Here is a 19551-nt window from a genome sequence, read left to right on the forward strand (position 1 = left end):
ACGTGGTGTCAGACCGGAGCGGTTATCGGGTCTCAGACGGTCCAGTCGAGAATGACCTTGCCACAGTTGCCACTTGCCGCCTCGTCGAAGGCGGCCTCGAAGTCCGCGGCGGCGTAGCGGCCGGTGATCACCGGGCTGAGGTCGAGGCCGCCCTCCAGCAGGACGGACATCGCGTACCAGGTCTCGAACATCTCGCGGCCGTAGATGCCCTTGATGGTGATCATCGAGGTGACGATCCGCGCCCAGTCCACCGCGAAGTCGTCGGCGGGCAGGCCGAGCATGGCGATCTTCCCGCCGTGCGTCATGTTGGCGATCATCGACTGCATCGCCTCGGGACGGCCGGACATCTCCAGGCCCACGTCGAAGCCCTCACGCAGGCCGAGCTGCTGCTGGCCCTCCTCGATGGTGTGCTTCGAGACGTCCAGCGCCAGCGAGACACCGACCTTGCGGGCCAGGTCCAGGCGGTAGGGGGAGACATCCGTGATCATCACGTGGCGGGCGCCCGCGTGCTTGGCGACGGCGGCGGCCATGATGCCGATCGGGCCCGCGCCGGTGATCAGCACGTCCTCGCCGACCAGCGGGAAGGAGAGGGCGGTGTGCACGGCGTTGCCGAACGGGTCGAAGATCGCGGCGACGTCCAGGTCGACCGGCACCCGGTGCACCCAGACGTTGGAGGCGGGCAGCGCGACGTACTCGGCGAAGGCGCCGTCGCGGCCGACGCCCAGGCCCACCGTGTTGCGGCACAGGTGGCGGCGCCCGGCCAGGCAGTTGCGGCACTTGCCGCAGACCAGGTGGCCCTCGCCGCTGACCAGGTCGCCCACGTTGACGTCGGTGACCGCCGAGCCGATCTCGGCGACCTCGCCGACGAACTCGTGCCCCAGGGTCAGCGGGGTGTCGATGGTCTGCTGGGCCCAGCCGTCCCACTTGCGGATGTGCAGATCGGTGCCGCAGACACCGGTGCGCAGCACCTTGATCAGCACATCGGACGGTCCGATCTCAGGCATGGGGACGTCCATCAGCCAGAGTCCGGGCTCGGCCTTCTGCTTGACGAGTGCCTTCACGGCGAGGGCTCCTGACGCACGGTGGAACGGACCTGCCGGGGAGGGACAGGCCGAGGTCTACCCGGCGTACGGCCCCTGCCGGGCCGGGCAGAGTGAAATCTGCCTGGTCAGAGCGGGTGCGGTCCATCGAGGAATTCTTAAGGGCCGCCACAGCTGGGCTTCACGATCCTGCCCGAGCCGTGCCCCGCACCTCCCGGCGGCCCGCCGCACACCACTCGTTCGGCGCAGGTGGCGACCGAGCCGGGCCCGCCTGCCGGGGCCGTCGATGCGGTCCGGCTCGTAAAATCTTGTCCGTGTCTTGTCAGATCTCTTCTGGGGTGCGGTCCGGCCGAACTACCTTCGTCGTCTGTGACAGACCGTCGATTCCGTCCGCTCACCGTCATCGCCACGCTCCTCGCCGCCCTCACCATGGCGCTGCTCGGCCCCGCGGACGCGCGAGCGAGCTCCGCGGGCACCGTCCGCCACGGCGCCAGCCAGCCCGTCTACTCCTACGCCGACGCCGTCCGGGAGACGGTCTGGGTCGACACCGGCCTGGACGGTGACGGCGACGGCCGCACCGACCGGGTCGCCGCCGACATCATCCGGCCCCGCGAACCGGCCGCGGCCGGCCTGCGGATCCCGGCCATCATGGACGCGAGCCCCTACTACTCCTGCTGCGGGCGCGGCAACGAGCTCCAGCTCAAGACGTACGACCCGCAGGGCCACCCGGTCCAGTTCCCGCTCTTCTACGACAACTACTTCGTCCCGCGCGGCTATGCCGTGGTGCTGGTCGACCTGGCCGGGACCAATCGCTCCGACGGCTGCGTGGACGTCGGCGGCCCGTCCGACGTCGCCTCGGCCAGAGCGGTGGTCGACTGGCTGAACGGCCGGGCCAAGGGGTACAGCACCCGGACCGGCGGCAGCACCGTCCGACCGACCTGGGCGAACGGATCGGTCGGCATGATCGGGAAGTCCTGGGACGGCACCATCGCCAACGGTGTGGCCGCCACCGGGGTGAACGGGCTGAAGACCGTCGTCCCGATCTCCGCGATCAGCTCCTGGTACGACTACTTCCGCTCGGCCGGCGCCCCGCTCTACAGCGGCACCCCCGCCGACCTGGCGAACGTGGTGGAGAGCTCCGCGGCCGCCGCCAAGTGCTCAGCCGTCCAGCGCGAGTTGGCCGCCGGGTCGCCCGCCAACGGCGACTGGACGTCCATGTGGCAGCAGCGCGACTACGTCGCCGCCGCCTCCCGGGTCCGGGCCAGCGTCTTCGTGGTGCACGGCCTGCAGGACCTGAACGTCCGCGACATCAACTTCTCCCAGTGGTGGACGGCGCTGGCCCGAACCGGCGTCGAGCGGAAGATCTGGCTGTCGCAGACCGGCCACGTCGACCCCTTCGACTACCGGCGCCCGGTGTGGGTGGACACCCTGCACGCCTGGTTCGACCACTACCTGCTGGGCGTGGACAACGGGATCCAGCGCGGCCCGGTCGCCGACGTCGAGCGGGCGCCCGACCGGTGGACCCAGGACCAGGCCTGGCCCGCGCCGGGGACGGTGACCAGTCGGCTCGGCCTGCAGCCCGGTGCCCTCACCACCAAGGCCGGCGAGGGCACCGCGAGCTTCACCGACGACCCGTCGCACGGCGAGGCCGACTGGGCGGCCGCCGCCGATGCCACCACCCCCGACAAGGTGACCTTCACCACCGGCGCCCTCACCCGGGACCTGCGGATGTCGGGCGGCGGCTCGATCACTCTGACCGTCCGGCCGTCCACCACCAGCGCCCGCCTGAGCGCGGTCCTGGTGGACCTCGGACCGGCGGCCATCCGCAACTACCTGGGATCGGGCGAGGGCATCACCACCCTGGGCACCCGCTCCTGCTGGGGCGACAGCGCCCCGGGGGACAGCGCCTGCTTCCTGGACACCGCCGCCGACACCGCCCAGGTCGACTACACGGTCTTCAGCCGGGGCTGGGCCGACGTCGGGCACTACGCGAGCCTGTCCCGCGGCGTCCCGCTCACCCCCGGGAAGACGTACTCGATCACCTTCGCCCTGGCCGGCACCGACCATGTCGTGCCCGCCGGCAACCGGCTCGCCCTGATCGTGGCCGGCACCGACAACGGACTGATCGACCCTCCCTCCACCAAGCCCAGCGTCACCGTCGATCTGGCGCACTCCTCCCTCCGGCTTCCGCTGGTCGGCGGCGCCGGCCAACTGCCGGACGTCACGGGGCAGATCAGCTCCCGGCCACTGCACGGGCTGCCCGCCGGCAGCCCCGGCACCGGCGCCCGGCCGGAACGCTTCCGCTGACGCGGCCCCGAGTGCCGGCCGGTCGTCGACCGGTCAGTCCAGCTCGTACTCGAAGGTGTACGGGACCGACAGCTCGCCATGGCTGAAGACGAAGCCGCCGGTCCCGCGCCCGCCAACTCCCCGGTGCCGGAACCGGGGACCACCTCGAAGGTGCAGCGGGTGCCGTCGCAGTCCGGTCGCGGTCTGCGACCTGCTCAGGTTCGGGTCGGAGGCGGAGGTCCTCGGCCCGCCCGAGCTACGGGAGGCCCTCGCCCGTACGGTGGCCGAGCTGGCCCGCCGTTACGGGGTCGATCCGGCGGACACCGCCGCCGAGGGGCGGCCCGGGGAAGACCGCCCGGCTCAGGGGTGGAGCAGTTCCGCGAGGTTGTAGGAGACCGGTTCCTCCAGCTGGTCGTAGGTGCAGTCGGCCGGTTCGCGGTCGGGGCGCCAGCGGCGGAACTGGGTGGTGTGGCGGAACCGGGTGCCTTCCATGTGGTCGTAGGCGACCTCGCAAACGCGCTCGGGGCGGAGCGGCACCCAGGACAGGTCCTTGGTGCCGGTCCACCGGCTCACCGCGCCGGGCAGGCGGGAGGAGGCCTGCGCGGACTCGTCGGCCCAGCCGGCCCAGGGGTGCCCGGTGATGTCGGCCATCCGCAACGACTGCAGCTCCTCGGCGAGTTGGGCTCGTCGGGCCATCGAGAACGCGGCGCTGACGCCGACGTGCTGGAGTTGTCCGGTGGCGTCGTAGAGCCCCAGCAGCAGGGAGCCGACCACCGGGCCGCTCTTGTGCTCGCGGTAGCCGGCCAGCACGCAGTCGGCGGTGCGCTGGTGCTTGACCTTGAACATGGTGCGCTGGCCGGGTCGGTACGGCTGGTCCAGCGGCTTGGCCACGATGCCGTCCAGCCCGGCACCCTCGAACTGGGAGAACCAGGTGCGGGCTCGGCCGGGGTCGGTGGTGGCGGGGGCGGTGTGGACCGGTGGCCGGGCCCGGTCGAGCGCGGTGCACAGGGCCGCGCGCCGCTCGGTGAGCGGGAGTTCGGCCAGCGCCTCGGTGCCGAGCGCGAGCAGGTCGAAGGCGACGAAGGAGGCGGGGGTGCGTTCGGCCAGGGTGCGGACCCGGCTGGCCGCCGGGTGGATCCGTTCCAGCAGTTCCTCGAAGTGCAGCCGGCCGTCGTGCGCGATCACGATCTCGCCGTCCACCACGCAACGTTCGGGCAGTTCGGCGCGGAACGCGGCGACCAGTTCGGGGAAGTAGCGGGTGAGCGTCCTTGCGGTGCGGCTGCCGATCTCGACCTCGTCGCCGTCCCGGAAGACCACGGCCCGGAATCCGTCCCACTTGGCCTCGTACTGCATACCGGGCGGGATCTCGTCCACCGCCTTCGCGAGCATCGGCGAGACCGGCGGCATCACGGGAAGGTCCATGCTCCGATAGTGGCGGGCCGGTTGCCCGCCCGCGTGCCGGACACGTCGGGCGAAGCCCGCTCGGCCTAGCGTGGGCCCATGGCGGCAACGACACGAGCGGTGGAACTCGAGGTGGACGGCCGGGCGGTACGGCTCTCCAACCCGGACAAGGTGTACTACCCGCAACGGGGCTTCACCAAGCTGGACGTGGCCCGGTACTACCTGGCGGTCGCCCCGGGCGTGCTGCGCGGCCTGCGGAACCGGCCGACCACGCTGCAGCGCTTCCCGGACGGCATCGAGGGCGAGTCCTTCTACCAGAAGCGCGCCCCGAAGAACGTGCCCGACTGGCTGCCGACCGCGCGGATCGCCTTCCCCAGCGGACGCACCGCGGACGAGATCTGCCCCACCGAACCGGCCGCCGTGCTCTGGGCCGCCAACCTGGGCTGCCTGACCTTCCACCCGTGGCCGGTCCGCCGTGCCGACACCGAGCACCCGGACGAGCTGCGGATCGACCTCGACCCGCAGCCCGGCACCGGCTTCGGCGACGCCGTCCGGGCGGCCCACGAACTGCGCGGCCTGCTGGACGAACACGGCCTGCGCGGCTGGCCCAAGACCTCCGGCGGACGCGGGCTGCATGTCTACGTACCGGTGGAGCCGCGCTGGACCTTCACCGACTGCCGGCACGCGGTGATCGCCCTCGGGCGGGAGCTGGAGCGGCGGATGCCGGGCAGGGTCACCACCGCCTGGTGGAAGGAGGAACGCGGCGAGCGCATCTTCGTCGACTACAACCAGATGGCCCGCGACCGCACCATCGCCTCCCCGTACTCGCTGCGCGCCCACCCGGAGGCCACCGCCTCGGCCCCACTGCGCTGGGAGGAGCTGGACGAGGTCGCGCCGACCGACTTCGACCTGCGGACCCTGCCCGAGCGGTTCGCCGAACTTGGCGATCTGCACGCGGAGTTGGATGACCACGCGTTCTCACTGGAGCCGCTGCTCGAACTGTCGGCCCGGCAGGCCCGCGACGAGGGTCTCGGTGATCTGCCCTATCCGCCCGACCATCCGAAGATGCCGGGCGAGCCCGCCCGGGTCCAGCCGAGCCGGGCGCGCAAGCGGGAGCATTAGCCGGACCGGATCCGGTCAGGTCAGGTCAGGTCAGGTCACCTCAGGTCAGTGCGCGGGTCGATGGTCCAGTGGTTGACCGCATGGTGGTTCCGGCGAACTCCGCGCCGGCGTCCCACTTCTACGCCACCGAGTCGTACTGATCGCGCACCTGCGTCACCGGTGCGCGAACTGGCCTACGGCCGCCCCGGGATGATCTCCGGCTACGAAAATCCTGCCGGAGCCACATTCACGTGTACGTCGACAGCAGGTCGACATTCGATGAGCGGATCCGTCAATCGACCGTCCATCAACCCCTCCTACGGTCCTGCCTAACGCACCGTCGGCCCGTCCGGTCCGACGGTACGCCTCAGGGAGGAGCGAGCAAGTGACAGTACGTGTACTGGGCAGAGCCCTGGCCGTCGCGGCCGTCCTGGTCGCCGCGGGCGCCGGGCTGACCGGCAGCGCTCAGGCCGCGGCAGGGCAGAGCGGCCAGATCCAAGGGAACGGCGGCAAGTGCCTGGACGTGCCCGGCGGGACCACCACGAACGGCACCCAGGTGCAGATCTACACCTGCAATCGCACCGGTGCCCAGGTGTGGACGGCGCCGCAGGAACCGTCCGACCCGTCCACGCTCCAGCAGCAGGTCATCGACCTGGTGAACAACTACCGCGCGCAGAACGGCAAGCCGCCGCTAGAGCCGGACCCGGCACTGACACGCACCGCGCAGGACGAGGCCGATGCGGAAGCCGCGCACGGGCAGGAGGGGCACTACACCTTCGACCACATCTTCGACTCGCTGCAGGCCTACGGCTACAGCCATCCGATGGGTGCGGTGGCAGAGAACGCCGCCGGCGCGCCCGGCTTCTGGACGGACGCCCAGTCGGTGGTGCAGGCCTGGATCGACGAGCCCACCCACCGGGCCTACATGCTCGGCGACTTCACCTACACCGGCGTCGGCCTGACCGTCGACAACGGCACCTACTGGTGGGCTCAGGACTTCGCCGGCTGACGATCCATCAGCTCCAGAGCCGGTCCTCCTCGCGACCGGCGTTCACCTCACCACTCACTCACCGAACAGGACAGCTCCCATGCGCATCACCCGTACCCTGACCCGCCTTTGCGCCACCGCCGCCGTCGGGGTGGTCCTGCTGACCGTGCCGGGTACCGCCTCGGCCGCCACGCCCGACGTGGTCACCCAGACCGCGACCGGGTCCGGCAGCCAGACGTTCGCCCTCACCATCGACGACGGCCCGAGCCCGACGTGGACGCCGCAGGTGCTCGACCTGCTCAAGGCCCACGGTGTGCACGCGACCTTCTGCCTCATCGGCGACCACGCGCAGGCGTATCCCGACCTGGTGCAGCGGATCGTGGCCGAGGGCCACCACCTGTGCAACCACACGATGCACCACATCAACCCCACCACCCAGACCCCGGACCAGCAGCGGGCCGACATCCAGGCCGCCTCGGACGCCATCCACGCGGCCGCGCCCGGCGCCAACATCGAGTACTTCCGCGCGCCGGAGGGCGGCTGGACCTCCGACGCCACACAGTACGCCGCCCAGCAGGGCATGCAGCCCATCGGCTGGTCCGTGGACACCGAGGACTGGCGCACCCCGGGCGTCGACACCATCTTCCAGAACTACAAGCGGGAGTTCAGCGGTGGTGGCGTGATCCTCATGCACGACGGCTCGGAGGAGAACGACCGCAGCCAGAGCGTGGCCGCCATGGACCAGATCCTCAGCGACCTCGCCAACAACAACGTCACCGACGACGCCCCGGCCGTGCTCGGTTGAGCACACCGCCGAGACAGACAGAAGGAGTTGCCACGATGACAGGAACAAGGCTGACCAGGTTGGCCGGGCAAGCGGTGGCCGCGGCGCTGCTCGCCGTGGGCGTGCCGGTGGTCGCAACGGCCCCGGCGCACGCCGCCGACTCCTGCACCGCCTCCTGGTACGGAGCGCCCGGCGAGATACCACCGGGTTCGACGACCGCGAGCGGTGAGGTGTTCGACCCGCAGGCGATGACCGCGGCCAGCCCCGACCTGCCCTTCGGGACGGAGGTGACGGTGACCGACACCGACACCGGGGAGTCGGTGACGGTTCGGATCAACGACCGGCCGACCAACACCAGCCGATGCATCGACCTCACCCTCGGCGCGTTCAGCACCATCGCCGACCCCAACCAGGGCCTGGCCACGGTGACGCTGGACATCGCGGGGAACTGACGCCCATCCGCACCGGCGGGGTCCTCGGCCGACCGGGCCGGGGCTCCGCCCCACCGTCCGTAGGAATATGGCGGCACTATGACGTGCCGCCAGAGCCACGGCGTCATCTGCCGGTCCGCGACCTGCCCCACCTCAGATCGGGCAGCTACCGCAAATCGCAGTGCCTCGCCGGCTGCGGAGTCCGACTCGGTCCATCGCCAACGGCGGGCCGGGACCGGGCAACTCACATCGAGTTGAGGCCCGTCCGCGGCTTCCGCAGCCGACGAATCCGGTGTGGCCTGAATCTCGGTCATCTGCCCCTCCAACCCAGCCAGGTTGGCGCTAGCCGATGCGATCGGCCCAGTCGGCCGGCACCCGGCCGGCCGGGCCGGGAACGGGCTGGTCCAGCGGGTGGCTGTCGGGCGGGGCCAGCTGCGGGCCTGACTCGTAGAACTCCGACGTGTCGTAGTTCCAGAACCAGGCCTCGCCCGGTTCGAAGGTGCGGATCACCGGATGTCCGCTCGCCTTGGCGTGCGCGGTGGCGTGCTTGGCGGGCGAGTCGTCACAGCAGCCGATGTGGCCGCAGGCGGCGCATCGCCGCAGGTGCACCCACCAGCCGCCCGCCGCGTCGCACTCGACGCAGCCGGTGCCACTCGGCGCCACAGTGGGGTCGATCGGGTTCTCGGTGCTCATGGCAGCGGCTCCTACCGGTTGACGGGCTCTGCGGGGCTGATCGGGAGGCGGACCTGGAAGCGGGTGTCGCCGGGCGCGGACTGCAGGCGCAGGTCGCCGCCGTGCCGGTTCACGATGATGCGCCAGGAGATGTCCAGGCCCAGGCCAGTACCTTCGCCGACCGGTTTGGTGGTGAAGAACGGGTCGAAGACCCGGCTCTGCACATCGGCCGGCACGCCCGGGCCGGTGTCCCGGAACTCCACCAGCACGCGATCCCCGTCCCGTGCGGTGCGAACGCTGAGGGTGCCGCCGTCGCCGGTGCTTCGCATCGCCCAGACGGCGTTGTCGATCAGGTTCGTCCAGACCTGGTTCAGCTCGGCCGGGTATCCGGGGATGCTGGGCAAGGTTCGGTCGTAGTCGCGGACGACGGTGATGTCAGGGCCGATCTTGCCGGAGAGGAGCAGCAGGGTGCTGTCCAGCAGCTCGTGCACGTCGGCCTTCTGGTAGGGAGCTCGGTCCAGCTGCGAGTACTCCTTCGCCGCGCCCACGAGCGAGGAGATGCGGTGGGTGGCGTCCTCGATCTCGCTGAGCAGGGTTTCGGCCTCGACCGTGCAGCCGATCCAGTTCAGCGCCCGGCCGAGCATGTCCTCGGGCACCGCCGAGGCGATCTGCTCCAGCCAGTCGGTGCCGAGACCCGCCTGGACGAGGACGGGTGCTAGCTCCCAGCCGTCGCCGATCCTGCGGTCCTCCAGCCAGTCGCCGACCTCGTCCTCGCGGTCCGCGGCCTCCAGCGCGCCGAGCGGCGGGGCCTGCCCGATCTGGCCGATGGTCATGTCCTGAAGGTCGTTCAGGTGTGCCAGTTCCTCGCTCCGGCGCGGATCGGCCGCGAGTTCACCGAACTCGCGCCGAATCCGTGCGATGCGCTCGCGCAACGCTGCGGTGGCCCGGACGGCGGCGGCCGCAGGGTTGTTGAGCTCGTGGGTGAGCCCGGCCGTCACGGAGCCGAGAGCGAGCAGGCGTTCGCGCTGGCCGACGGCCTCCTGGGTGTTCTTGAATCCGAAGAACAGGCCCTCCAGCAGGTGGACAGCCATCGGGAACCAGTCGCGCACGATCTGCGCGAAGGCTTCCGCCGGCAGCACGAAGAACCTCGATCGTTCGGTCACCCGCAGCGAGTTGTTGTACACCTGCGGTACCTGGTCACCGAGGTACGCCTGGAAGGCCCCGGCGTAGACCCCGGGCACCGACGTGCTGCTGACGTCGACCTCCTGGCCGCCGACGAGACGCGAGAGCACGACGGTTCCCTCGAAGAGCACGTAGAAGTCGGTTGCCGGATCCCGCTCCCGGTACACCGGGCCGGGATCGAACCATTCCACATGGCCGTCCCGGCACAGCTGGGCGAGCTGGTCGGGAGTCAGCTTCTCGAACAGGAACAGCTTCCGCAGCTCCTGCTCGTCACAGAGAGCCCAGCCGCCGGTCACGACTGCTCCAGGTAGCGGTGCGCGAGCATGACGGCCATCGCGCCCTCACCGACCGCGGAGGCCACCCGCTTGGCGGATTCGGCCCGCACGTCCCCAGCTGCGAAGACCCCCGGCACATTGGTCTCCAGGTGGTACGGAGGCCGGTCCAGTGCCCATCCGGCCGGGGGACGCCCGTCGACGGTCAGATCAGGGCCGGTCAGCACGAAGCCGTGCGGGTCCCTCAACACCGTGCCGTCCAGCCAATCGGTCAGCGGCTCGGCGCCGATGAAGACGTACATCCAATGTGCATCGACCGTCTCGGTCCGCCCGGTCGCTCGGTTGAGCAGCGTCAGCCCCTCCAGGCGCTCCCGGCCGTGGGCGGCCTCCACGACCGTCTCCGTGCGCACCGCGATGGTCGGGGCGTCCTCGACCCGCTGGAGCAGGTAGTACGACATCGAGGCGGACAGCTGCGGCGCCCGCACCAGCAGGGTGACGCTCCGGGCGCTGCGGGCCAGGAACATCGCGGCCTGGCCAGCCGAGTTCGCCCCACCGACGATGTACACGTCCTGACCCTGGCAGGCGGTCGCCTCGGTCAGCGCCGAGCCGTAGTAGACCCCACGCCCGGTCAGGTCGGCGGCCCCCGGCACCTCCAGCCGACGGTACGACACACCCGTCGCCAGGATCACGGCCTGGGCCGAGATGGCCGAACCGTCGGCGAAGCGCACAGTGCGAGCCGCACCGCTCACCTCCAGGCCGCTGACCTTGCACGCCGTGAGCAGCTCCGCGCCGAATTTCGTCGCCTGGCGACGCGCCCGGTCCGTGAGCTGAGCCCCGGAGACGCCGTCGGGGAAGCCCAAGTAGTTCTCGATGCGCGAGCTCTGCCCGGCCTGGCCGCCGGTCGCCTCGCGTTCCACGACGACGGTGCGCAGCCCTTCCGACGCCCCGTAGACTGCGGCGCCGAGGCCAGCCGGGCCGCCACCGACGATGACCAGGTCGTAGAAGTCGGCCGCCGGGGTCGTCGACAGGCCCACGTGCGCGGCCAGGTCCCGCTCCGTTGGTTCCGCGAGGGCGGTGCCGTCCGAGGTCACCACCAGCGGCAGCCGCAGCGCATCCTGCCCCGCGGCGGCCAGCAGGCGCGTGCCCTCCGGCTCCTCGACGGAGTACCACCGGTACGGCACCTGGTTGCGTGCGAGGAACTCCCGGATCTGCGAGGAGCGAGCCGACCAGCGGTGGCCGATGACCTTGGTTATGCCCACGGTCCGGCCGTCGGTTGCCCGCCACGTCGCCAGCAGGTCGTCCACGACCGGGTACAGCTTCTCCTCGGGCGGCTCCCAGGGCTTGAGCAGGTAGTGATCGAGGTCGACGACGTTGATGGCGTCGATCGCGGCGTTGGTGTCGGCGTAGGCGGTGAGCAGCACTCTGCGCGCCCCCGGGTGCAGATCGAGCGCCTCCTCGAGGAACTCGATGCCGTTCATCTGCGGCATCCGGTAGTCCGCGAGGATCACCGCGACCGGCGTACCCCGCAGCTTCAGCTCCCGCAGTGCCTCCAGCGCCGACTCGCCGGACTCGGCGCGGACCACCCGGTACTCGTCCCCGTAGCGGCGGCGTAGGTCCCGGGCAACGGCGCGAGACACTCCAGGATCGTCGTCCACGGTCAAGATCACGGTCCGCACCGCATCGGCGGCCTCTGCCATGGTTCACCACCTCGGACTGTCGCCGCGGTCGAGGGGAACAGCCCTTCCGGTTTGCTCGCCGGTTGGCGGCGCAGCCCACCGTCGGGGTATCCCGGAGGAACGGCTCCATGCGAGCGAACGCTGGGGCCGACTCGCTCTCCGCCGGCCCGAAGACCATCTCTGGCCGTTGGCCCGAGCAGCGTCACCCTCGTCGCGCAGCCCGCTGGCAGGGGACTCCCGACCACGTAGTGGCGTCTGCCACTGACCACGGATCGCAAGGGATGCCGCAACCTACATTTCGTCCCAGTCTGTTTGGGAGGGCCTCTTGGCGGCGAGGCCCCGACCGGGCCCTGTGAGCTGCCAACCGACTGCGGCAGTTCTCCCCGGTGTGGTGGGAGAGGGACGCGGGGTTCCCGATTGGTTCTTTCCTCCCAATGGTATCCGTGCGCCCACGCAGGCGCTTCGCATTGGCCATGCCACCGGCCTCCTGAGGAGGAGAGAACCAGCGACCTGGTCTCGGAGGGTCTCGAGGCCCACGGCGCTATCGAGCGGTGGCGGCAGTACGCGGCAGTACACGACCGCCACCGCGGTGATCGTCAGCGACGGCGATCTCTTGAGCATCGAGGGAATGCTGCAGGAACCGAGCCCCCGCGAGATGACGGTGTCTCTACACGAGGAGCACGCATCAGTGTGCCCCTTCGGTGCCTCGGACGCGGGTGCCGCGGCGGCCGTGGCCGCGCCGGCAGGCAGGCCGAAGGCCGATCCCCACGATGAGGAGCTCGCCGAGCTGAAGAGCGCGGTCGCCCGACTTGTTTCCAGGACACGGCTCCGGCCGAGGTCTACGCGACCTTGCTCGATGAGGGCGTGTACCTGTGCTCGGAGTCGACGATGTACCGGCTCTGACCGCGGCGAGGCGACGGCATGGCCCGCCAGACCGTCATCGAGCCGGCTGAGACCGCTGTCAGGCGTTGTCGTGACGGCCCGCCCACACGGTGGGGATCCGCTGCGCCCAGGGAGCGGCCTGTTCCAGCTGTCCGGCGAGGCGGAAGAGGACGTCCTCGCGCCCGTATCCGGCGGCGAACTGGATGCCGATGGGGAGTCCGGTGGCGGGGTCGGTCTCCAGGGGGACGGACATGGCAGGGGTGCCCGCGACGTTGAACGCGGCGGTGAAGGGCGAGCGGTGGAAGAGTTGCTTGAGCCAGCCGAGACCATCGGCGCCTTCGGCGCCCTCGGCGTACGTGCCCAGGGGGACGGGCAGTTCGGGCAGGGTCGGGGTGAGTAGCAGGTCGTAGTCGGCGAAGTACTGGCCGATCGCGCGCGCGACGCTGTTGCGCATCGCGAGCGCGTGGACGAACTCGGCCCCGGTGACTTTTTGTCCGTAGGCGTAACTGGCCAGCATCTCGGGTTCGACGGTGGTGGAGTCGATGGGTCGCTCGAATGCCGCGGCGAAGCCGTCGATCCACGTCGCCAGGTTGGTGCTCCACAGGCGGGCATTGGCCAGGATGAATTCCTCCCAGCTGACACCGAGGTCGACCTGGACCTCTTCGACCCGGTGCCCAAGGGACTCGGCCAGTCGTGCCGAGCGGAGTGTGGCGTCGACCACGCAGCCGTCGACCGCCCGATCGCCCCACGGCCGCGTGAGGAGGCCGATCCTGAGGCTGCCCGGGGAGCGGGTGACCTCCTGCGCGTAGGGCCGCTCTGGCTGCTGGGCGAAATAGGGGTCGCCGATCTCGGGGCCCTGGACGAGGTCCAGCAGCGCGGCGCTGTCGCGTACCGAGCGACTGAGGGCGCCGTGGACGGCGAGCCCGTTGAAGACCTCGTCCGCGTCGGGGCCCATGGACACCCGGCCGCGGGTCGGCTTAAGTCCGAACAGGCCGTTGCTGGCGGCGGGGACACGGATGGAGCCGGCTGCGTCGGTGGCATGCGCGATCGGGACGATGCCCGCGGCGACGGCGGCTCCCGAGCCGCCGCTGGAGCCGCCAGGAGTGCGGGTCGGGTCCCAGGGATTGCGGGTGGCACCGTACAGGACCCCTTCTGTGGTGGTGCTGTAGGCGAACTCCGGAGTCGCCGTGCGTCCGAGCGTCACCAGCCCGGCGCGACGGAAACGCGCCATGAGCGATGAATCGGTCCTGGCGACGTTTCCCGCGGCGATACGGCTGCCCAGCTCCACCCGCTTGCCGGCCATCGCGACGGCGAGGTCCTTGATCAGGAAGGGCACCCCCGCCAGTGGCGTACTGCCCGGAGCCGGCGTGTCCTGTGCGGGCCAGGTCTCAACGACAGCGTTGATCTGCGGATTCACCACGTCGGACGCCAACTGGGCGGTCGAGGCGATTTCCGCGGGAGTCACTTCGCCGCGAGCGACCAGGTCGGCCAGGCCGACGCCGTCGTAGCCCACGTACTCGGAGAGCTTCATTCTCGTCCTTTCAGGAGAAGGGCTGGTCCCGGCCAGTCCTGCACTATACCGATCGGTATCTCAGGAGACCGCTCGGTATCATATGGGACTGTTCGGTACCGTAACGTTGGAGTCGGGGCGATGCAACGCCCACCGGGCCGGTGAAGGGCGGTATGGCGAGCATGGAGAGAGTCAGCAGGCAGAGCAGGGTGGCCAAACTGCCGCCCCGGGAGCGGATCCTCGACGCGGCGGAGGAGCTCTTCTCACGCGAGGGGATCAAGGCGGTGGGCGTTCAGGCGATCGCCAACCGGGCCGAGACCACCAAGATGGCGCTGTACCGCCATTTCACGACGAAGGACGCGCTGGTCGAGGAATGGCTCCGGATCGTCGCAGCCGACTACACCGCCGTGTTCGACCAGCTAGAGACCGCGCACCCCGGTGATCCCCGGGCGCAGATCCTGGGGATGGCCCGGTTCGTCACCGATGGGCTTCCCGAAATTTCCCACCGGGGCTGCCCGTTCATCAACTCCATCGCGGAACTGCCCGACCGCACCCACCCGGCACGCCGGCTGATCGAGGCCCACAAGGCCGGCCAAGTGCGCCGGCTCGCCGACCTGTGCGCCCGCGCCGGGCTGTCCGATCCGGACGAGGCGGCCGCGGAGATCACCTTCGTCCTCGAAGGAGCCCAGGTGAGCACCCAGAACGGAAGCATCGAGCACGCGGGCGAGCGGCTCATGAGGCTCGTCGACGCCATCCTGGACCGCCACTCGGCCTCCAAAGCTGCCCCGTGAAGGACCGCGCCGCGGAGTGATCCTCGTGTGGTGGAGCGGCCGGACGGCGGTGGGATTCTGCTCGGCCCACCCCAGCGCCTTGAGTCCGCGAGCGAGCTCCGGCGCGATGATGCCGAGGAACTGTTCCCCCGCCACGGCGCACAGCGCGCCTGCTACCGCCGTGAACGTCGTCGGACTCCTGCAGCGTTGCGTCGTGAAGCTCACCTTCACCGGCGACACCTGGTAGAGCCGCAAGATCGCCCGCGTTTGCGGCTGGTGACACGTAGCAATGATCACAGGATCCGCGATGCTCGGCGCGGCGGTGGTGACCGGGACGGCGGCGATCGTGTTGGCAGTGACCTCACGCCGAGGCCATGGTGGCTCATGATGCTGGGTCAGCCAGGCGGACCGATGTCGCCCGCCACGCAGCCTCGTTGATCCCGGGTTCCGTGAGGTCTCAGTGGTTGATCGGGGCTCGACTTCCGCGGTGGGTGGCGCTGAGTCAGGTCGCACCCCTTGACGTGGTGCAGTGGTCGTGTGCCAACGTTTCCGGCGGGAGTCGTTCGTCACCCGCTCGATGGGGCCGGGTGAGGGGGGGATTTCGCTGGCTGGCAGGATGTCGGCTCCAGCAGGGAACGTTTGGCCCGGTGAACCTTCCGCACCGGACCCGCGTCTTCCCTCACGACCGCCACCACACGCCCAGGAGAACAGACCATGGCCGACAAGGACGTTGAGCAGACCGACGAGCGGGGTTACGTCCAGGCCCCCTGGTGGGCGGAGCTCGGAACGTGGGGGGCCGTCGCACTGATCGCCTTCGGAGGAGCGGTGGCAGCGTGGGTCTCTTTCAGGCTGCCCGGCACCCCAGAGGAACTGGCGTCCGGCTACTACCAGGCCGCTAGGGTCATCGCCATCGGCCTGGTGGCTGTGGGATGCACCTTGCTGGGCCGCCGTCGCGCCCGGTCCGCAGCCATCGAGGAGACGAGCGAGCAGGAACGCGTCTGACTGCCTTATCCGATCGGCCAGTTCAGCGCGCCGCGCCTCGCGAATGGTCGGCTCGGCCGGACGGTAGACACCCGAGCGTCACTGACGAGGCGTCGGAATCCCCGGCGCCGGCTGGGCCTAAATCCCGCCGCTCCCGGCCGAAGAAGCGTCCCCGGATCGGTGGCCATCCGCCCCGGGTCAGTCGGGCGGCCGGGGCAGGTAGCGGTCGGCCCCCGACTCGATGACGGCGGCGCAGGCAGTGAACGCCCCCTCCGGCCGGCCCATCGGGTCGGGTACGTCCACGCCCTCCAAGTAGAGCCGGAGCTTGGGGGCGTTGCCGGCGCCGGCGAGGTCGCGTAGCGCGTCCAGTACGGCGGTGTCCATGGCGAGCACCAGGTCGGCCCAGTCCAGCAGTTCGGCACTGACCCGCACGCCGCGGTGGGCGGTGAGGTCGTAGCCGCGCCGGGCGGCCGCGGCAATCATGAAAGGGTGGGCGGGCTTGCCCTCCCAGCTGGCGAGCAGGCCGGCCGAGCGGACGGTCAGGGCCGGCCCTCCTCGCGTGGCGAGCACCGTGGCGGCGAACGGTGATCGGCAGTAGTTGCCCAGACAGACCGTCAGGATGCGCAGGGGTGCGGTCTCGTCGGTCATCGTGTCACTCCGGTGGCGGCGGGTGGCTGTTTCGGCCTGTACGGGTGGCCCGGCACCATCATGATCCGCCTCCCGGTCCGGGCGCAGTCCGGGAAGGCTCCGGGCCGTACGGGGAGCGCGGACCGGAGGATGCTCGGCGGGCGGCACTCCCGGGGGCCGCCCGCGCAAGGATCGGTACCGGCACAGCAGAGGCCTACCGCGGCCTCGGCTCTCCCGCAGCTCCACCGCGCCCAAGCAGAACAACCGTCCCCGTCGCCGTCCCGGAGGGGACGAGTGGCGGGCGCGCGCTCTCCCGCTGCCCGTGTCCGCCATGGCGGACACCCGGGTCCCGAGGCCGAAGCCATGGAGCCCGGGTGTCCGTCGCCCCGGATCAGGCCTTGGCGGCAGCCCCGGTCCGGCGGACGACGCGTACCCGGGTGCCCCTCTTGGCACCAGGATGATGTTGCGCATGGTCGCCTGTTCGTCGGCCATCCGATCGGGTCACAGGTCGACGTGCCGGAGCACGGTACGCAGGGTGACCTCCATCTCGATCCGGCGAACATCGTGCCGCGGCAGCGGTGCGTGCCGCCGCCTCTCCTGGTCCGGGCCGAGTGCCGGCGTCGGTCGCTGCCGGCCCGCCGCGGCCGGTCCCTTCCAGCCGAGGAAGTAGGGGTCGACGGGGAAGCTGGGTACGGGCTCGGCGTCGGGGGAGGCGGGTCGTAGGGTGTGGGCATGATAGGAAAGATCTTGGCCGAGGCCGCTGATGGCGTGTTCCCGCCCGCCGACGGGTCGGTGACGGTGGTTCCGCAGCCGGACGAACGCGAGGCGGGTGTAGTCGCGTTCAGTGCCCATACGGTGGTGTTCACGCGGGAGGACCCGGACTGGGTACGCGAGACGATCGCCGCCTCCCCGGCGGATCCGCTGGCCGCGCCGATGTCCCCGTTCTTCCTGAACGCCTTCTCCGCGCGGACCGGTCGTGTGATCAACACGATCGATCTGCTGACCGTGGCCGACCGGCTTCCCGGTGAACCGCCGCTCCCCGTCGTGCCGATCGAGGACCGTGAGCATCCGCGCGTAGTCCGCGCGCTGCTCTTCCGTGACGATGTCCGGGTCTGGACCACGCCGGGTGGAGTGCTGCTGCTCGGGCGTGGCGTGGCCGGGCGCTGGGAGGTGGCGATCGAGGTCGATCCGGAGGCCCGGGGCCGTGGACTCGGCCGGGCGCTGGCGGTGACGGCCCGGCACCTGCTACCGGAAGGCGAGCACCTCTGGTCGCAGCAGGCGCCGGGCAACGCGACCAGCGTCCGCACCTTCCAGGCCGCCGGATACCGTCCGGTCGGCTCCGAGGCCCTGTTGGTCCACCGCACGGGTTGAGGTCTCGCGCGTCTCCCCCGGCACTGCCGGGCTTCGGTACAGAACTGGCCATTGCGAGACCTCTCGACGGGGCGGAGCGGAGCGGAGGGGAGACGGGCCCGGTGATCGGAACCGACGAATCCCTGTCGCGGAACTCGACTGTGTGGAGCGCGAGTTGGAGATCAGCCCTCGGGCCGCTCCTACGGGATGAAGCTGCCGGGCGAGGTGGCGGGCCGGTCGAACAGGCCGGCGTCACGGTGCTTCAACCAGCGGTCGAAGAATCCGGCGAGGTAGGTCTGCTGGGCGGTCAGCACCGGACCCGGCGATGACCAGCCGATCTCCGCCTGAAGGGCGTCGGCGGACAGCCCGGTCTGCTGGGCTATCTGCGGCAGCAGTTGCTCGGCGTCCGTGTAGGAGCCGTGCTTGGTGCCGCGCAGGTGCAGATCGCGGTGCCATCCCGGGGTGTTGTCCCAAAATGCCTCCCAGGAGCGGAAGGTGTAGTGATCGCTCGCCTGACTGCCCATCAGCAGAAAAGGCCGATCCAACCCGTCCACTGCGACCGGGGCGAGGTTGGGACCGCCGTCGTCCAGGTTGGTGCCGAGCGGGCCGTCCATGTTGACGCCGGCTTTGATCCGCTTGTCGTCATGCATGGTCTCCGCCGCGGTGTAACCACCCGCCGAATGGCCGAACATGCCGATCCGGTTCAGATCGGCGAGCTTGGCCAAGTCCGGCGGGAACGTACCCGGGGTGGCCAGTCGGTCGAGCACGAAGCGGGTGTCGGCGACCCGGGTGTCGATCGTCTTCTGTGCCAGCGCCTGCATCCCGCCGTCCCGGATCGTCTTCTGGATCAACTCGTCGGTGAGGACCGTGGTGCGCACCGAGTCGTCCGGAAAGCGGACGGCCGGGGACTCGTAGGTGTGGTCGATGGTCACCACCACATAGCCCCGGCTTGCGAGATCCTCGACCAGGGTGGTGTCCCAGGACCTCGGATCCCCGCCGCCCGGGGAGTAGAGCACCACCGGCAGCGGCCCGCCGCGGGTGTCGGCCGGTGCGCCCCGGTGTGCGTGGGTGAGTGTGGCGCCCCAGTCCACCGTGCCGACCGGTATGCCGTAGTTCCGGTTCCCCGTGAACGTGTCGAAGGCGACGGCTGTTCCGGGGTCGAGCTGCGGAGCCAAGGGATAGCGACCTGCCTGGACTGCGGGATAGACCACGCTGACCATCAGTTCACGGTGCGGGACCGTGGTCACCCAGGGGTCGGGCCGCGAGGTGTCGACCAGGTGCAGCGAGACCGTACCGAGCTCGTGCGGCCCGGTGGGCGAGGGCAGTGTGAGTCGCGCCTGCTGCCCGGCGGGGCGCGGCCCGGCCGGGTGCGCCTGAACCGACCGCTGCTCTACCGGGCGCTGCCCGGATGCGAGCAACCCTGACGAGAGCTGCCCTGGCGAGGGCAACCCTGACGAGAGCTGCCCGGACGAGCGTTGCTCGACGGTCTGGAGGGCGCCGGGTACTGCCGGTGCGGCGGCCGCCGCGGTGAGGGCCGCCGGAGCGGCCAGCGAGAGGATCAGAGCGGAGGGCAGGATCAGCTTTCGGACCATGGCACA

At 70.6% G+C, this 19551-nt stretch carries 18 protein-coding genes; 9 read left to right on the plus strand and 9 right to left on the minus strand.

Annotation, left to right across the window (positions count from 1 at the left end):
* Positions 1–32: 32 nt before the first annotated feature.
* Positions 33–1061 (minus strand): L-threonine 3-dehydrogenase, encoded by a 1029-nt coding sequence (gene tdh / locus ABD369_RS26600; protein WP_344639080.1) that lies wholly within the window; start codon positions 1059–1061, stop codon positions 33–35.
* 408 nt (positions 1062–1469) lie between these two features.
* On the opposite strand from tdh, the gene ABD369_RS26605 reads away from it, so the two are divergent.
* Positions 1470–3347 carry a Xaa-Pro dipeptidyl-peptidase gene (locus ABD369_RS26605; RefSeq protein WP_344639156.1) on the plus strand — a complete coding sequence of 626 codons (1878 nt, stop codon included), beginning with the start codon at positions 1470–1472 and terminating at the stop codon, positions 3345–3347.
* A gap of 55 nt (positions 3348–3402) precedes the next feature.
* On the plus strand, positions 3403–3717 hold the full coding sequence (locus tag ABD369_RS41565; protein WP_449806445.1) for a WCX domain-containing protein: 315 nt from the start codon (positions 3403–3405) through the stop codon (positions 3715–3717).
* Here the strand turns inward: ABD369_RS41565 and ABD369_RS26615 are convergent.
* Complete coding sequence (locus tag ABD369_RS26615) at positions 3687–4748, minus strand: ATP-dependent DNA ligase (RefSeq protein WP_344639081.1); 1062 nt, start codon at positions 4746–4748, stop codon at positions 3687–3689. The two genes, ABD369_RS41565 and ABD369_RS26615, sit on opposite strands and share 31 nt — an antisense overlap.
* A gap of 99 nt (positions 4749–4847) precedes the next feature.
* On the opposite strand from ABD369_RS26615, the gene ligD reads away from it, so the two are divergent.
* The 4 genes from ligD to ABD369_RS26635 all read left to right on the plus strand — a co-directional run bounded on the left by ligD (position 4848) and on the right by ABD369_RS26635 (position 8052).
* Complete coding sequence (gene ligD / locus ABD369_RS26620; RefSeq protein ID WP_425557789.1) at positions 4848–5849, plus strand: non-homologous end-joining DNA ligase; 1002 nt, start codon at positions 4848–4850, stop codon at positions 5847–5849.
* Positions 5850–6213: 364 nt separating this feature from the next.
* Positions 6214–6837, plus strand: a complete 624-nt coding sequence (locus tag ABD369_RS26625; protein WP_344639083.1) for a CAP domain-containing protein — start codon at positions 6214–6216, stop codon at positions 6835–6837.
* Positions 6838–6916: 79 nt separating this feature from the next.
* A complete protein-coding gene (locus tag ABD369_RS26630) occupies positions 6917–7621 on the plus strand; it encodes a polysaccharide deacetylase family protein (protein WP_344639084.1) in 705 nt (234 codons plus the stop codon).
* 35 nt (positions 7622–7656) lie between these two features.
* Entirely contained in the window at positions 7657–8052 is a 396-nt protein-coding gene (locus ABD369_RS26635; RefSeq protein WP_344639085.1) for a septal ring lytic transglycosylase RlpA family protein, read from the plus strand.
* A gap of 321 nt (positions 8053–8373) precedes the next feature.
* Here ABD369_RS26635 and ABD369_RS26640 read toward each other — a convergent pair whose 3' ends face one another.
* The 4 genes from ABD369_RS26640 to ABD369_RS26655 all read right to left on the minus strand — a co-directional run bounded on the left by ABD369_RS26640 (position 8374) and on the right by ABD369_RS26655 (position 14246).
* Entirely contained in the window at positions 8374–8724 is a 351-nt protein-coding gene (locus ABD369_RS26640; RefSeq protein WP_344639086.1) for a UBP-type zinc finger domain-containing protein, read from the minus strand.
* Between the two features lie 11 nt (positions 8725–8735).
* On the minus strand, positions 8736–10181 hold the full coding sequence (locus tag ABD369_RS26645; protein WP_344639087.1) for an ATP-binding protein: 1446 nt from the start codon (positions 10179–10181) through the stop codon (positions 8736–8738).
* Positions 10178–11854: an NAD(P)/FAD-dependent oxidoreductase gene (locus ABD369_RS26650; RefSeq protein ID WP_344639088.1), complete on the minus strand. Its 1677-nt coding sequence runs from the start codon at positions 11852–11854 to the stop codon at positions 10178–10180. The genes ABD369_RS26645 and ABD369_RS26650 overlap by 4 nt, the downstream gene beginning before the upstream one ends.
* A 940-nt stretch (positions 11855–12794) precedes the next feature.
* On the minus strand, positions 12795–14246 hold the full coding sequence (locus tag ABD369_RS26655; RefSeq protein WP_344639089.1) for an amidase: 1452 nt from the start codon (positions 14244–14246) through the stop codon (positions 12795–12797).
* Positions 14247–14407: 161 nt separating this feature from the next.
* Between ABD369_RS26655 and ABD369_RS26660 the strand changes: the two genes are divergently transcribed.
* The gene (locus ABD369_RS26660; protein ID WP_344639090.1) at positions 14408–15016 is read left to right on the plus strand and encodes a TetR/AcrR family transcriptional regulator; all 609 of its coding nucleotides are present in this window, start codon (positions 14408–14410) and stop codon (positions 15014–15016) included.
* A 693-nt stretch (positions 15017–15709) separates the two neighbouring features.
* Complete coding sequence (locus ABD369_RS26665; protein ID WP_344639091.1) at positions 15710–15997, plus strand: hypothetical protein; 288 nt, start codon at positions 15710–15712, stop codon at positions 15995–15997.
* Positions 15998–16174: 177 nt separating this feature from the next.
* On the opposite strand, the gene ABD369_RS26670 is transcribed toward ABD369_RS26665, so the two are convergent.
* Positions 16175–16624, minus strand: a complete 450-nt coding sequence (locus ABD369_RS26670; protein ID WP_344639092.1) for a low molecular weight protein-tyrosine-phosphatase — start codon at positions 16622–16624, stop codon at positions 16175–16177.
* Positions 16625–17104: 480 nt separating this feature from the next.
* A complete protein-coding gene (locus ABD369_RS26675) occupies positions 17105–17455 on the minus strand; it encodes a hypothetical protein (protein ID WP_344639159.1) in 351 nt (116 codons plus the stop codon).
* Between ABD369_RS26675 and ABD369_RS26680 the strand changes: the two genes are divergently transcribed.
* Positions 17336–17974 (plus strand): GNAT family N-acetyltransferase, encoded by a 639-nt coding sequence (locus ABD369_RS26680; protein ID WP_344639093.1) that lies wholly within the window; start codon positions 17336–17338, stop codon positions 17972–17974. The genes ABD369_RS26675 and ABD369_RS26680 overlap by 120 nt on opposite strands.
* Before the next feature lie 179 nt (positions 17975–18153).
* Here ABD369_RS26680 and ABD369_RS26685 read toward each other — a convergent pair whose 3' ends face one another.
* Positions 18154–19545 (minus strand): alpha/beta hydrolase family protein, encoded by a 1392-nt coding sequence (locus tag ABD369_RS26685; RefSeq protein WP_344639094.1) that lies wholly within the window; start codon positions 19543–19545, stop codon positions 18154–18156.
* Between the last annotated feature and the right edge of the window lie 6 nt (positions 19546–19551).

Origin of the sequence: Kitasatospora cystarginea, from assembly GCF_039533515.1 — a bacterium.
GTDB classification, from domain to species: Bacteria; Actinomycetota; Actinomycetes; order Streptomycetales; family Streptomycetaceae; genus Kitasatospora; species Kitasatospora cystarginea.